The sequence below is a fragment of the Vibrio sp. vnigr-6D03 genome, from assembly GCF_002835515.1.
Taxonomy (GTDB): Bacteria; Pseudomonadota; Gammaproteobacteria; order Enterobacterales; family Vibrionaceae; genus Vibrio; species Vibrio penaeicida.
The window spans coordinates 136,686-150,494 of the sequence record NZ_PIZL01000008.1 but is presented as its reverse complement, the minus strand read 5'-3'; the positions used below and the strand labels follow the sequence as shown (position 1 = coordinate 150,494).

At 44.2% G+C, this 13,809-nt stretch carries 10 protein-coding genes; 6 read left to right on the top strand and 4 right to left on the bottom strand.

What is annotated here, in order from left to right; translation table 11 throughout:
- Positions 1 to 68: 68 nt before the first annotated feature.
- Positions 69 to 2,666: a CHASE3 domain-containing protein gene (locus CW749_RS07435; protein WP_101111395.1), complete on the bottom strand. Its 2,598-nt coding sequence runs from the start codon at positions 2,664 to 2,666 to the stop codon at positions 69 to 71.
- Between the two features lie 471 nt (positions 2,667 to 3,137).
- On the opposite strand from CW749_RS07435, the gene CW749_RS07430 reads away from it, so the two are divergent.
- From CW749_RS07430 to CW749_RS07415, 4 genes are all read left to right on the top strand, one after another.
- Positions 3,138 to 3,578 (top strand): ATP-dependent zinc protease, encoded by a 441-nt coding sequence (locus CW749_RS07430; RefSeq protein ID WP_101111394.1) that lies wholly within the window; start codon positions 3,138 to 3,140, stop codon positions 3,576 to 3,578.
- Entirely contained in the window at positions 3,578 to 4,483 is a 906-nt protein-coding gene (gene rimK / locus CW749_RS07425; protein ID WP_101111393.1) for a 30S ribosomal protein S6--L-glutamate ligase, read from the top strand. The genes CW749_RS07430 and rimK overlap by 1 nt, the downstream gene beginning before the upstream one ends.
- Positions 4,470 to 5,531: a succinylglutamate desuccinylase/aspartoacylase family protein gene (locus CW749_RS07420; RefSeq protein ID WP_237322360.1), complete on the top strand. Its 1,062-nt coding sequence runs from the start codon at positions 4,470 to 4,472 to the stop codon at positions 5,529 to 5,531. Before rimK ends, CW749_RS07420 begins: the two co-directional genes overlap by 14 nt.
- A 167-nt stretch (positions 5,532 to 5,698) precedes the next feature.
- Positions 5,699 to 7,069, top strand: a complete 1,371-nt coding sequence (locus CW749_RS07415; protein ID WP_101111391.1) for an L-serine ammonia-lyase — start codon at positions 5,699 to 5,701, stop codon at positions 7,067 to 7,069.
- A gap of 116 nt (positions 7,070 to 7,185) precedes the next feature.
- Here the strand turns inward: CW749_RS07415 and CW749_RS07410 are convergent, their stop codons facing one another.
- Both CW749_RS07410 and CW749_RS07405 read right to left on the bottom strand, forming a co-directional pair.
- Positions 7,186 to 9,279 (bottom strand): EAL domain-containing protein, encoded by a 2,094-nt coding sequence (locus CW749_RS07410; protein ID WP_101111390.1) that lies wholly within the window; start codon positions 9,277 to 9,279, stop codon positions 7,186 to 7,188.
- A 168-nt stretch (positions 9,280 to 9,447) separates the two neighbouring features.
- The gene (locus tag CW749_RS07405; protein WP_237322358.1) at positions 9,448 to 10,230 is read right to left on the bottom strand and encodes a nucleotidyltransferase domain-containing protein; all 783 of its coding nucleotides are present in this window, start codon (positions 10,228 to 10,230) and stop codon (positions 9,448 to 9,450) included.
- Positions 10,231 to 10,441: 211 nt separating this feature from the next.
- Here CW749_RS07405 and yeiP point away from each other — a divergent pair, with 211 nt between their 5' ends.
- Positions 10,442 to 11,008 (top strand): elongation factor P-like protein YeiP, encoded by a 567-nt coding sequence (yeiP, locus tag CW749_RS07400; RefSeq protein WP_101111388.1) that lies wholly within the window; start codon positions 10,442 to 10,444, stop codon positions 11,006 to 11,008.
- 4 nt (positions 11,009 to 11,012) lie between these two features.
- The gene (locus CW749_RS07395) at positions 11,013 to 11,333 is read left to right on the top strand and encodes an HI1450 family dsDNA-mimic protein (RefSeq protein WP_101111387.1); all 321 of its coding nucleotides are present in this window, start codon (positions 11,013 to 11,015) and stop codon (positions 11,331 to 11,333) included.
- Positions 11,334 to 11,453: 120 nt separating this feature from the next.
- Here the strand turns inward: CW749_RS07395 and CW749_RS07390 are convergent, their stop codons facing one another.
- Positions 11,454 to 13,763, bottom strand: coding sequence for an immune inhibitor A domain-containing protein (locus CW749_RS07390; RefSeq protein ID WP_101111386.1), 2,310 nt, complete (start codon positions 13,761 to 13,763; stop codon positions 11,454 to 11,456).
- Positions 13,764 to 13,809 lie beyond the last annotated feature (46 nt).

Below are 13,809 nucleotides of genomic sequence, written 5' to 3'. Positions count from 1 at the left end.
GGGTTCGTCATCAATCTGAAGAGCCAGACAATGTCTGGCTCTTTACTTTATTTAGGATCATTGGGCTGTTATGCACTTACTTTAAACTGTGCCACCAGCGTTTTCAGCTTGTCAGTTTGAGAAGACAAATCCCTCGCAGAAGACGCTGCTTGATTCGCTTGGCTGTTAGCATTTTTAGACACTTCGGAAACTGTTTCCACGCTTTCACGTACTGCGACGCTTGCGTTTGCTTGTTCTTCCGATGCCGCCGCTATGCTGTCTATCATCGTGGCGACAGCTTCGGCACCTGCAACAATATCTTCTAAGCTTGTTCCAGCTTTACCTGCCAGTTCCACCCCTTCTTCAACATGGCTAGTTCCAGCGTTCATTCTATCTACTGCAAGTTTAGTTTCACTTTGAATCGCTTCGATTGAGCCCGCAATTTCTTCCGTCGCTGTCGTGGTTCTATCAGCCAACGTTCTTACCTCATCCGCAACCACCGCAAAACCTCGTCCAGCTTCGCCTGCACGTGCTGCCTCGATTGCCGCATTCAAAGCAAGCAAGTTGGTTTGCTCTGCAATATCATTGATTACATTGATAATATCGCCAATCTCGGAACCACGTTTACCCAATTCAGCTACGCTTTTCGAAGACGCCATTACCGCTTCGTTAATAGAACTCATACCCTGTATGGTATTTCGAACAATATCACCACCAGAATTAGCAGTAACACCTGCTTCTTTGGCGCTACTTGTTGCATCGGTCGATTGCTTGGCCACTTCAGCAACGCTTTGCATCATTTCATCGATTGACGTTGAAATATGTTCCACTTGTTCAGCTTGCAGATCGAGGTCTCGCGCCATTTGCTCACTTGTCTGGGCGATTTCATGAGTCCCTTCTGCCACTTGATTTGTCGTTGAAAGGACTTCTCGCATTGCTTGCCTCGTTTTGGAAACCGCTTGATTGAAGTTTTCTGACATTTTGCCCAGCTCATCTTGAGAGTCCACGGCAATATTCACGGTCAAATCCCCACCAGCAAGTTTGCGCAACCCGCTCGCGACTTCTTCAACGGGTTGAACAATACTTCTCAACACAATCCAAGATACGACCCCACCTATCAATACCGCAGCTAAAGTTCCAATAATAATGGTGTAAGCGGTGTTTTCCGTCGCTGTTTCTGCCGCCCCTTGTCTTTGCGTCATCAAACTTTCTTCTATTTGAATAAACTCGGCAATTTGCCCTCTAAACTTATCAAAATAGACTTTACCACGTGCCTCCCCAACCAACTTTGCTACGTCGTTCATTGTTTTGGCATCGCCAATTCTAGAGCGTAACGCAATAGCTGGCTCGGTGACATTCAACCTCCACTCTGAAATGGTTGTTCTGATTTCTTCAAGCAATTTGACTTGCGCTGGGTTATCGCTCACCGTTTTTTTCTGTAAATCAACGCCTTTATTGAAATTCTGAAAACCCTGTTCGTAAGGTGCTAAAAATTCCACTTTTCCTGCTAACAGGTAGCCTCGCATACCTGTTTCCATATCCACGGCTGCAGCTTGAATATCAATTGCCTGCGATATGACCTTATGGGTATGCTCCACCCATTTAGCCGACTCATTAAGTTCATTTATTGCGGCATTCATGCCCTCAAAGCTTTGTGCCGACTCTTTGCTTCTTTCAACGATGAGCTTTTCTTCCTCGGTAATGATCTCGCCAATTTGCGCTCGGAACTTATCAAAGTACTGTTTGCCTCGCGCTTGCCCGACCAAATTTGCAATATAATCCATTGATAGCGCCCCAGAGACCACTCGCTTTCTATCTGAAATGGCGGGTTCTGTGACATTTTTATTCCAGTTTCTGATGTTCTTTTCAATAGCATTGATTCTGGAAACTTGTATTGGGTTATCACTCACCTTTTCTTTCAGTGCTTTACTGATGTCGAAAAAACGATTTTTCCCACTGTTATACGGTTGTAAAAATTCGGTTTTACCTGCAAGCAAGTACCCTCGCATCCCTGTTTCCATATCAACCGCAGCAGCGGTAAGGTCTAAAGAAAGTCGAATCACTTCATGTGTGTGGTTCACCCATGAGTTATTGGTTTCTAAATCCGAAATGGTTTGATAAGCGTTTGCTGAAACCTCTCGTGTCGATTCCTGGCGAGCTTGTAACAACTTGCTTTCCCGTGAAGTAAAGGTGGCAATTTGTTCTCTAAACTTATCGAAAAACACCTTACCTCTTGCCTCTCCAACCAAATCGGCCATGTCATCCATGGTTTTGGCGTTACCGATGTCTCTGCGTAACGAAATAGCGGGTTCTGTCACATTGGAAACCCAAGCATTAATATTGCTTTGTATTTCAGAGAGGCGCTGAACCTGTGCTGGGTTATCACTTACTGTCTCTTTCAATTCAGTAACCAAGTTGCCAAATCGAGTTCGTCCATTGACGTACGGTTCCAAAAAGCCTTCTTGACCTGCAAGTAGAAAACCACGCATCCCAGTTTCCATATCCACAGCCGCACCTTCAATTTTCATGGCTTGCTGTATAACTTTGTGCGTATGGTCCACCATATGACCTGATTCGTCTTGATTATTTGAGCTATTTAACGCGACGACTGAAAGAAAAATCAGCAGTACAAGTGGGATACCTGTGCCTAATGCTATTTTCAAAGAGAGGGATAAATTCTTAAACATACGAAACCTTAGCCTTACCTTTGAGCGCTTCGCACTCTGCAGATGTTGTTTTGTCGAATAGATGTGGAGGTAAATGCTCGGAGCCTGTTTATGAAGGTTATTTTATCCACACACTCTCTACGGGCAGTTGAGCTTACAAATAAAGATATAGACCATAAATCATGCTTTAGACAATGCTTAAATTCCTTAATTAGTAGATCATCCGACCACTAAAAATGCATCTGTCAACTAACTTACTGAGCTCAATGTAATAGAGCCAAGTAGAACTTTAGCTCTCCATCATTTTTTTTAATCTTGAAGATAAAAATGTTTGTATGACGCACGGAATATTCCTTGATACATTCGCCACCACTGGGTACCTAAGAGGACAATCATTCTCCTCTACTCAGATTAGTTAGCCGTACTATAAAGGTCTACCGACCAAGTACATCGCTTCATGGCTGTTCCCAGCCTTTACATTAAGTAATCGAAATGAATAAGAAGATCATCGTAGGGTGGCGAGAAGTGCTGAGCCTACCTGAACTTCGCCTAGATCGTATCAAAGCGAAAATAGACACAGGTGCGCGGACTTCATGCTTACACGCATATAAGTTGGAAACGTTCATTCAGAACAGCACGCTTTGGGTACGATTTTGGATGCACCCAGTGCAAGGCAACACAGAGCTTAGCCAGGTTTGTGAAGCCAAAGTCATCGATGAACGAATTGTGCGGGATTCTGGCGGTCATGAAGAGAAACGATACGTCGTGGAAACTCTGCTTTCACTTGGCGGGAAGCAATGGCCCATCGAAATTACATTAACAAACAGAGAAAACATGCGATTCAGAATGCTGCTTGGCAGAACTGCCATGCAAGACCGAATCATTGTTGACCCAACCGAATCATTTTTAGTGCCACTTGAGGAGAAAAAATAGTGAAAATTGGCATCCTTTCTCGTAACGCGTCTTTGTACTCTACTCGCCGTTTAATTGAGGCGGCAAAGGATCGTGGTCATGAAGTTAAGGTTATTGATGCCCTGCGTTGTTATATGAATATCAACTCAGATAAACCTGAAGTGCACTTTAAAGGTGAGGAACTTACTGGATTCGACGCTGTTATCCCAAGAATAGGTGCATCTGTAACGTTTTACGGTACAGCGGTGTTGCGCCAATTCGAAATGATGGGCGTGTTTCCAGTAAACGAGTCAGTGGCAATTACTCGTTCACGCGACAAGTTACGCTCTCTGCAGCTACTTTCTCGCAAAGGCATTGGTATGCCTGTAACGGGTTTTGCAAGCAAGCCCGATGACGTAAAAGATTTATTAGACATGGTGGGCGGTGCGCCTGTTGTGATCAAACTGCTTGAAGGTACTCAAGGTATTGGTGTGGTTTTGGCAGAAACCAAAAAAGCAGCGGAAAGTGTTATCGAAGCTTTTATGGGGCTGAAAGCCAACATCATGGTTCAAGAGTTTGTAAAGGAAGCTGGCGGTGCAGACATCCGTTGCTTTGTCATCGGTGACAAAGTGATCGCGGCTATGAAACGTCAAGGCGCTGAAGGTGAATTTCGCTCTAACTTGCATCGTGGGGGAACGGCATCTTTGGTGAAGATCACCCCTGAAGAACGTAAAACAGCCGTCGCAGCGGCTAAAGCGATGGGCTTAAATGTTGCAGGTGTAGATTTGCTGCGCTCTGAGCGCGGTCCTTTAGTAATGGAAGTTAACTCGTCACCTGGTCTTGAAGGCATTGAAAAAGCGACAGGCAAAGACGTGGCTGGAATGATCATTGATTTCATTGAAAAAAATGCAGCAATTAAAGGAACCAAGACACGTGGCAAAGGCTAAAAGAAATCAGAGCTTTGAATTGCTCAATCACATCACGGAACCAGGTGAACGATCTACGTTTGAACTGGAAGCGGCGAAACTGTATACCCATTCACCGCTCTCTATTCAAATTGAGGTGATCAATGGTAAATACGCTGGTCCCGTTATGATGGTGAACGCTGCTATCCATGGTGATGAGCTCAATGGTGTTGAAATGGTGCGCCAGCTATCGAAGACGATAGATCCCGCTAAACTCAAAGGCACGGTAATCGCTGTGCCTATTGTGAACGTATTCGGGTTTATTCATAAGTCACGCTATTTGCCTGACCGACGCGACTTGAACCGCTGTTTTCCGGGTTCAGAAAAAGGTTCGCTCGCTTCTCGAATGGCGTATTCGTTCTTTAGCAAGGTGGCGACTCGCTGCGATATCATTTTGGATTTTCACACGGGTGCCATACACAGAACCAATTTACCTCAAATTAGAGCGAATTTGGACAATGAAGAAACGCTAAGGCTTGCTAAAGCATTTAATACACCCGTTGTTGTCGATGCAGCGCTACGCGATGGTTCGCTTCGTAGTGAAGCGGAGCGGCTTGGTATTCCAACCTTAACTTACGAGGCTGGTGAAGCGCTCCGTTTTGAGCCTCTATCAATCAGCGCTGGTTTGCTAGGCATAAAGCGGGTTATGCAAGCTGCAGGTATGTTAAGAGAAAGCCGGAAGAAATACCCAGAACCTGTGATAGCGAAATCGACAAACTGGACCAGAGCCAATAGCGATGGCATGTTACGCACAGTGGTTACTTTGGGTGAAAAAGTAGCGAAAAATCAGGTATTGGCATACATAAGTTCGCCTCTTGGTGATACCGAAACGTGCATCATTGCCCCCAAAGAAGGCATTGTTATTGGGCAACAAACTTTGCCATTAGTCAATGAAGGCGATGCCGTATTCCATCTTGCGTTCTTTACTCAAGATACTGAATTGGTTGAACAAGCTGTGGAAAGTTACATTGACGAAATAAGTGATGTTGAAAGCGATATCATCACCACTGGTCAGTTAGCGTTAACTTGAGACTTAGGACATATTCATACCGGCTTTAATTATGATACCCAGTCAATATGACTGGGTATTTTTTGGCTCTAGCTCCCGATCTAAACCATTGCTCTGTCTCTAACTTTGAATATACGCAAACTCAAAATTACAATTAACATATTAATAACAATTACAGTGAGTAATGTATGCTTTCTATATTCGATATCTTCAAAGTAGGCGTAGGGCCATCAAGCTCACATACCAACGGTCCTATGATTGCGGGTTATCAATTTGGCCAAAAGCTGATACCGATTTTGCACAAGATATCTCGTATACAAGTTGATCTGTTTGGCTCTCTTTCCCTAACGGGAGTTGGGCACCACACAGACAGAGCGGTATTGTTGGGTTTAATGGGAAATGAACCTTCTAGTATCAATATTTCTGACGCAAACCAGTTACTTGCCGAATGCTCGAAAAAAGACAAGCTCTTGCTATGCGGCAAACACTCCATCAAGTTTATTCGAGATGAAGATCTCCTGTTTCACAAAAACGCTTTACCTCTCCATGAGAATGGCATGTCCATTACCGCATACGATATTGATAATAACGAATGTACTAAAGAAACGTATTACTCGATTGGTGGTGGATTCATTGCAACAGAAGCGCAGTTAAATAACCCCAACAACGACGAAAAGCATGACGTACCCTACCCTTTTTCTAGTGCAGAAGAATTATTAACCCAAGCGGAGAAGAATGGTTTAAGTCTTGGTGGGCTGATACAAAAAAATGAGCTGGCATATCGCTCCGAAGCCGATTTAGAAAACAAAGCAGACCAAATCTGGGAAGTAATGAGCCAGTGCATGGATAAAGGTTTTGAAACCGAGGGGATATTAGATGGCGGGCTTAACGTTACCCGACGAGCCCCTGCGTTGCTCAAAAAGCTGGAAGCCAATGCGTCGATAGAAACGGACCCAATGGAAGTCATGGACTGGATAAACCTATTCGCTTTCGCCGTCAGTGAAGAGAACGCAGCTGGCGGACAAGTGGTGACTTCTCCTACCAACGGTGCGGCTGGTGTTATACCGGCCGTATTAATGTATTACCACCAATTTTTGCGCCCACTAGATAATAAGCAGATCCGAGACTTTTTAGCGGTTTCTGGTGCAATTGGCATGCTCTACAAAATGAACGCATCAATCTCTGGAGCCGAGGTCGGCTGCCAAGGCGAGATCGGTGTCTCGTCTTCTATGGCCGCCGCTGGGCTTACAGCCTTACGAGGTGGCAGCAATGAACAGATTTGCATTGCAGCAGAAATTGCAATGGAACATTCTCTAGGAATGACCTGCGACCCAATTGGAGGGCTTGTTCAAGTTCCCTGCATTGAAAGAAACGCCATGGGTGCGGTTAAAGCGATCAACGCGTCTAGAATGGCGCTAAAACGGACCAGCAAATGTTTGATATCTTTGGATAAAGTGATCGATACCATGTATCGCACCGGTAAAGATATGAATAAAAAATACCGAGAAACATCGTTAGGTGGTCTGGCGATGATTCATCTCGCTCCCCCTTGCGAATAACTGAAATTCCGGTAGCCAAGGTTGGGATGGCTGATGGCTGATGGCTGGTGGCTGATGGCTGATGGCTGATGGCTGATGGCTGATGGCAACATAGCGTAGCGCGGAAGCGAATGGCGCTAAACACGTATTTTCATTTTGCTCTCTTGGTAGTAGCGGACAAACTCATTGCTAGAGAGCGATTTACTGAAATACCAACCTTGTACTGAAATACCATTCCTTAAGGGAACCGCCTCAAGTTGGCTGTCTTTCTCGACGCCTTCAACCACCACGTTTAGCTGCAACTCCGACGCGATTCCCAACAAGCTATTAAAGACTTTTTTTCCTTTTTCAGAGTTCAGAGCATCAACAAAACTTCGATCTATTTTAAGGGCGTCTATTTCAAACTTATTGAGATAACTTAAAGATGAAAAACCAGTACCAAAATCATCAATGAAAATCTGAACACCCATAAGGTGTAACCGGTTCATCGCCATTGTTATTTTACGTTGATCAGACAACAAGCTTTGTTCGGTAATCTCAATATGAATGTTGCCAGCATATGGGGTAACGAGCCGCTCAATTTCTTGTAAGGTTTGTTCATCCATGAGTGACTGAGGGGTTATATTGATACTCACTTCAACACTCACATCTTTTCGTAACCACTGATCTAAATCATTAACCACGTTTTTCACAACCCAAAGATCAAGTTCTTTCATCATCCCTGCTTGCTCAAGCCATGGAATAAATCGATTCGGGTATTCCACGTTACCGCTTTTGTCTTTCGCTCTAACTAACGCTTCACACCCTATAATCTCTAAGCTGTTTGCATCGATTTGAGGCTGATATTCAAGGCAGAACTCTTTGGTACTAATGATTTCGAGGTGACTTTCCAAGTTCGCTTCATTTCTCACTCGGGATTGCATAGTGGAAATAGGATCATCGTTCAATGTAAATGCCTCTTCCTGCCGCCTCGTATAGCTGGTATCCAGTGCGGTGAAAAAGATAGAGTGTCGAGAATACGAACGCTCCAACCCCAAAACAAATGGCAAATAGATTAAAGTGCCTAGAAAAATATTAAAAATTTGTAAGAAGACAGCACCTATATCGCCCTGAGTTGCAATCCATGCATTCACAAAGACGGGGCTAAGAAAAGGCAAAGAAACACTGGGGGAGGATACCCAGCCGCTTTCAATAGCAAACAGACTCACCACGACATTCATCATAGGAACTAAAATAAAAGGGATGATTAACCTGGGGTTGAAAATAATAGGTAACCCAAAGAGCAACAGTTCGTTCACGTTAACAGCAGCAATAGGTATGCTTGCCAAAGCAATCACTTTGAAAGACGGTTGTTTGGCGACCATCAATAATGCAAGGATCAGCGAGAATGTTGCCCCACTTCCTCCAATGAACACAAAGCTTCCCATAAACGATAAATTCATATGATAAAAGGCTTCACCGCCAGAAATCACAGTGGAATGATTCAGGTTGACCGCCTCGATAAGCAATTCAACCATTGGCAGCAATGCGTAATACCCGTGAATACCCAGAAACCAAAATACCGAATTTAGGAAGCTAAAAACTAACCCAAACGAGTAAGGTTCATTGGCATAATCCAACAGCCTCATATCCACAGATATGATGTTAGATAGAGACGTAATAAACACCATATTGATAAGAATGGTGCAGCCACCAACTACAATAGCAGGCAATATCATATTTAAAGATTCTTTCACTATCTGACCAGCACTGTCCAAGCTGGTTAATGTGCTCCATTTTTGCTTCACTGACCAACTCAAAATAGGAACAAAATACAGTGGTGTCACAATCGCCATAATGACGCTGTACATAACCATAACTTGCTCGTCGGGAATGAGTTCTTGAACAACGACCAAATAGGCGATGGACAATAAGGCAACGGGTGGTCTGGGTAAGCGGTATTGCATCGCAAGAATTGAAGATATGGACGCGGTGAGTAGAATCGGGAATATCGCGGTAAGCTCTGAGTACACAGTAAAACTGAGCTCAACCCAGACAGGTCTTTCGCTGTGGAAAAAATCACCTATAGCGGCGACAAATAAGACGATCGATGACAACATTAAGCAGGGTACCGTCCACAGCATTCCTTCACGCAGTGCAAGCAACGAAGACCATAAATGCTTAGTGAAGGACTCCTGATCCCCCCGAAATATCAGCATCTTTAGTTTGTCCGCTCGATTCCAAATCTGCATGTCAAACCTCGACAAAACCACCCTAGCTAACATTAGCACAGGGTTACAAAGAACCTCTTCCCGAAAATGAGACCACGCTGATTTCATGCTATCCACGGAAGATTTCAGGTCTTGAATACAAAAAACGCCACATTCTGTGGCGTTTCCAGCTGATCTTATTCCTATATTTTACCCAATTCGAAACTCGGTTTTTTCATACGCCTTCACTAGCCACTTTCCGTAACCGTCGAGTATCCCAATGATAGAGCGTTTAGGTACGGGTTTACCTTGAAACAAAATAACAAGGCGTTGAATTTCAACTTTTTTCTTTGGGTAATAACGCAGAAACTGTTTCCCGCATTCTACTGGGTTCTCTATCCACTGCTTGTCTTTGTACATAATCAACGAATAACTGGCTCTAAGCAGCTTCTTTGCAATCACCTTTTGAAGGTAACGCATTTCAATATCGGCATTCGCTTTTGCAATTTTTTGTCTGTAAAGCGTTACCCATTCCCCTACATCCATGTTCCAATGTTTAGCTATTTCCCAGCTAGGCTCAAAATCGCCAAAGCTTTGCGAAAGATCTTCGCCATGTACGCATACGCAACAGTGCCTAAGCATAAAGCCCCACGTAAAGATGCCATCTAAACTTAGGATTTCTGGCATCATGCCAAACTGGAATTGAATTCCGGTAATCAAATGGTTGTATTGCTTAGAGAATCGCCATTTGATGGTTTTAACTATAGTGTGTTCTTTATCGGAAAGTGGCCTTTGGGTCACGATAACAATATCGAGATTGGAATGGCCTACTTTTGCACTCTTACGAGCAACACTACCAAAAATATAAACACTGTGAAGGTTAGAGGTTAACCCTCTGGTAAGGAAAGCAAGTACTTCATTAATGACCGACTGAAAGTCGGGTTGGAAAGGCTGTTTAGGGTCGATAACCGGCAGTGAAGTGGTTGTGTTCAAAAGAGTATTCCGCATTTTTGACTGGAGTATTTAGACTCAATCATATTCGCCCAGCATTCGCGTTCGATCAAGTCTACTCGTAGAAATAATGCTAACTTACGCTCAAGGTAGTGTGAGGATACTCCCATCCTCTTAAACTAGCGCGCTGAGCCTAGCATATTGAAGTAACTTGAGTATAATTTCAGGTTGTAAAAATATTTAGGAATCTTATATGCCAAGGGCTAGCGAGTTAAAAAAAGGGTTTGCCATCATCTCAAATGGTAAAACATTGCTAATTAAAGACATTGAAGTTACGACACCAGGTGGACGTGGCGGCGCAAAAATCTACAAGCTGCGTTGTACCGACTTATCAAATGGCTCGCGCGTTGATGAGCGCTTTAAATCTGACGATGTTGTTGATACGACCGACATGGCAAAGCGTAATGTTGTCTTCTCCTACATCGACGGCGATGAGTACATCTTCATGGACAACGAAGACTACACTCAGTTTAACTTCAAGCAAGACGACATTGCCGACGAGCTATTGTTTATTAACGAAGAAACTCAAGGCTTACAGGTATTGGTTGTTAATGACCAGCCGGTTGGTCTGGAACTACCGTCTACCGTTGAACTGGTGATTGAAGAAACCGATCCTTCAATCAAAGGGGCTTCAGCGTCTGCTCGTACCAAGCCAGCCCGTTTTGCTACAGGCTTGACGGTACAAGTTCCCGAATACATTTCCACAGGTGATCGCATCGTTGTGCATACGACCGAACGCAAATACATGAACCGAGCTTAATAACATGACCGATTTAATTTCTTTTGATGATGTCATCGATGCCGCATACGATATCTTTCTCGAAATGGCACCCGACAATTTAGAACCAGCCGATGTCATCATTTTTACGGCTCAATTTGAAGATCGCGGCGCTGCAGAGCTAGTCGAAACAGGTGACGACTGGGTTGGTCATGTTGGATTCGATATAGATAAAGAAGTTTACGCTGAAGTGAGAATTGGCTTAGTCAACGAAGAAAGCGACGAACTCGACGATGTGTTTGCTCGCCTACTGGTTAGCCGCGACCCAGATAACAAATTCTGCCATATACTTTGGAAAAGAGACTGATCGTTGCTTTGGCAACACGCTCTAACAAAAAAGCCCACAGACTTTATGTCGGTGGGCTTTTTAATTGTTACTAAGTTACTAAATCGTAAGTTACTCTGTGAGTGAAGAAAAGGCTCTCCATTACCACAGCTTCATTAGATTAACCGTTGCCGTACTGCCATCTTCGGCTTGATCCACAACCTGAAGTACAATTCCATAGTGTGGAGTTAATCTACCTGTCGCAGGGCGAATTGGGTTCGAGTAATCTTCCCAGTCTGCAAACATCGGGTTTGCGACAACATAAGGGTCGTCTAATGTTAGCCCCTTCTTATCCACGAGGTGAATTTGCTTGCCCGTTTTTGTGTTAAACGCAGCATCACGTACTTGGTAGCGAGAAGTCGCTGGCGTACCATCACTCCAGAACTGCGGGTTGCGATCCGCATCCACCACACCTAACCAACCTTCACCTGGGTGAGAAGCGACACCATTATCTGTGTGAGAGGTGTCGACATACCAGAGCACCAGCCCCTCATCAAACGTCATAATGTGGTTATTGCGATTGATGTGTGCAAGGCCTTTATCAACACCTTCATGTTGACGCCACTCAGCAAGGTAGTAGTGCTCGTGCTCAAAGCTACCGTCATTCAGCGCCATGCCATCAAGGGTTAGCTCAGGTGAACTAGATTCCGCGTTGAAGTAAGCCAAAGTTTGAGAATCCGCGCTAACCGTAACTTCATCAAACCAGTACCCATTCTTCACGTATCCACCATCCGTTAGATAGTTAAATGAAATGGTTACTGTCTGACCTGCGTATGCAGTTAGGTCAAACGTCGCGTCTACCCAACCATTTGAAACACCTGTAAAACCGATGCCATAACCAATTTCGTGCGGATCGTAAGTGGTCGTAATGTTACCGGCAATAGGGGTTCCATTAACCAAAACACGACCAAAATCGTATTCGTCTTCGATGTCGTAGTTCACCTTAAACGTCAACGCTGCCGATGCAGCATTTGGAATAGCCACATCAAAATGAATATTGGTGTTTAGGTTATCACCTCGCTGAGAGTAAAACGATTGAGCTCCTACAACATCCATTAACTTCACGATTTTTGGTGGAAGGTTAATACGTAAATAGTCGTGATTTGCACCTTTCGAGTTCGCCTGATCAAGCGTGATCGATTGAGGAACGGTATTTAACTGGTCAAACTCGACTGTTTTACCATGTAGCCAATTTCCGCCCAACGAGTTTTGCAAGAACTGTCTCGCCCATGGGCTAAAGCCTGTTGGCTCAGTACCCGGGATCAACCCAGCCCATGAACCAGAAGACATGATAGACCAATAAGAAACTGGTTCTCCTGGTGTACTTCCCCATTCATCCTGACCATAAACCGTGTCATATTCATCGGGAAGACCAAGATCGTGCCCATATTCGTGCGCCGCAACACCCGCTGCAGCGTCAATTGGCTGAATGGTGTAATCATATGCGGCCATCATTCCACCCCAGTTAGGAACTGACGATGATGTGCCTTCAAGTTCAAAGACTTTACCCAAATTCCATCGATGCGACCATATCGCGTCGGAACCTAAGTTGCCGCCCCCAGCTTCTTGCCCAACACCGGAATGGAAAATCATGATGTGATCGACCAAGCCATCCGGTTCACGGTAATTACCATCACCATCTAGGTCATAACGGTCTTCGAGATCATAATCACTCAGGTTTACACTTGGATCTGCGGCAGCAGCCACTAATGCTTCCCTAACCAAATCTCGGGCATTCACATCCTTTGTGCTTCCCTTTTGTGCACCGTAAAAAGCAGCGGGATGCTGAGCTTTATACCAACCAGCAACGCCTCCAATTTGCGTATATGAACCACCAGATTGCTGCTCATAAAACTGCACCATGGAAATGAGATTTTTGCCATTACTTCCCACGTAACCACTTTGACCGAATAACATATTTTGGTAGTGTGAAGGCGTGTAATCGTCATAATAATTCGACGTTTCGTCTGGAGTGACCATATTGGCTGGATAATCTGGAAACTCAATTAAAATAGCGAGAACTTTGTCTTGGGTAATAGGTCCAACCCAATTACTTTCTGGTATCGATCTCGCAATGGTTGCAGGTATATTGTTTGATATATCAGAAGACATTAACCCCAATAGGTGCTTATTTCTTTTTTCCTCGTACGTGGCTAATTCCCCTTTTTCAGGTTTTTGAACATGAATAGAAGAAAGGTATGCATAAAGTGCCCTTTCAGATTCAGTCTCATTTGCTTCTTTTGAAATAACACCCGTCTTTTTCAGCATTGTGATCAATCTATCCTGATTAACCACCCCAAAATCAACACCGTGAGAAGAAGGCGCGCCATGCGCGATAGTAGAAAACCCAAGTAGTGAGCATAGAATGCCCGCTGCTACTTTACTTTTTATTGGTAATACATGTGAACTCATTACAAGCCTTAATTCCCTGATTACTTAAAACATATTTGCCAACTGA

What these genes read in the sequence shown, in the direction of transcription:
- CW749_RS07395 (WP_101111387.1), top strand. Translation starts at nt 11,013, where the DNA reads ATGACCGATTTAATTTCTTTTGATGATGTCATCGATGCCGCATACGAT.
- CW749_RS07410 (WP_101111390.1), bottom strand. Translation starts at nt 9,279, where the DNA reads ATGCAGATTTGGAATCGAGCGGACAAACTAAAGATGCTGATATTTCGG.
- CW749_RS07430 (WP_101111394.1), top strand. Translation starts at nt 3,138, where the DNA reads ATGAATAAGAAGATCATCGTAGGGTGGCGAGAAGTGCTGAGCCTACCT.
- CW749_RS07435 (WP_101111395.1), bottom strand. Translation starts at nt 2,666, where the DNA reads ATGTTTAAGAATTTATCCCTCTCTTTGAAAATAGCATTAGGCACAGGT.
- yeiP (WP_101111388.1), top strand. Translation starts at nt 10,442, where the DNA reads ATGCCAAGGGCTAGCGAGTTAAAAAAAGGGTTTGCCATCATCTCAAAT.
- CW749_RS07415 (WP_101111391.1), top strand. Translation starts at nt 5,699, where the DNA reads ATGCTTTCTATATTCGATATCTTCAAAGTAGGCGTAGGGCCATCAAGC.
- CW749_RS07390 (WP_101111386.1), bottom strand. Translation starts at nt 13,763, where the DNA reads ATGAGTTCACATGTATTACCAATAAAAAGTAAAGTAGCAGCGGGCATT.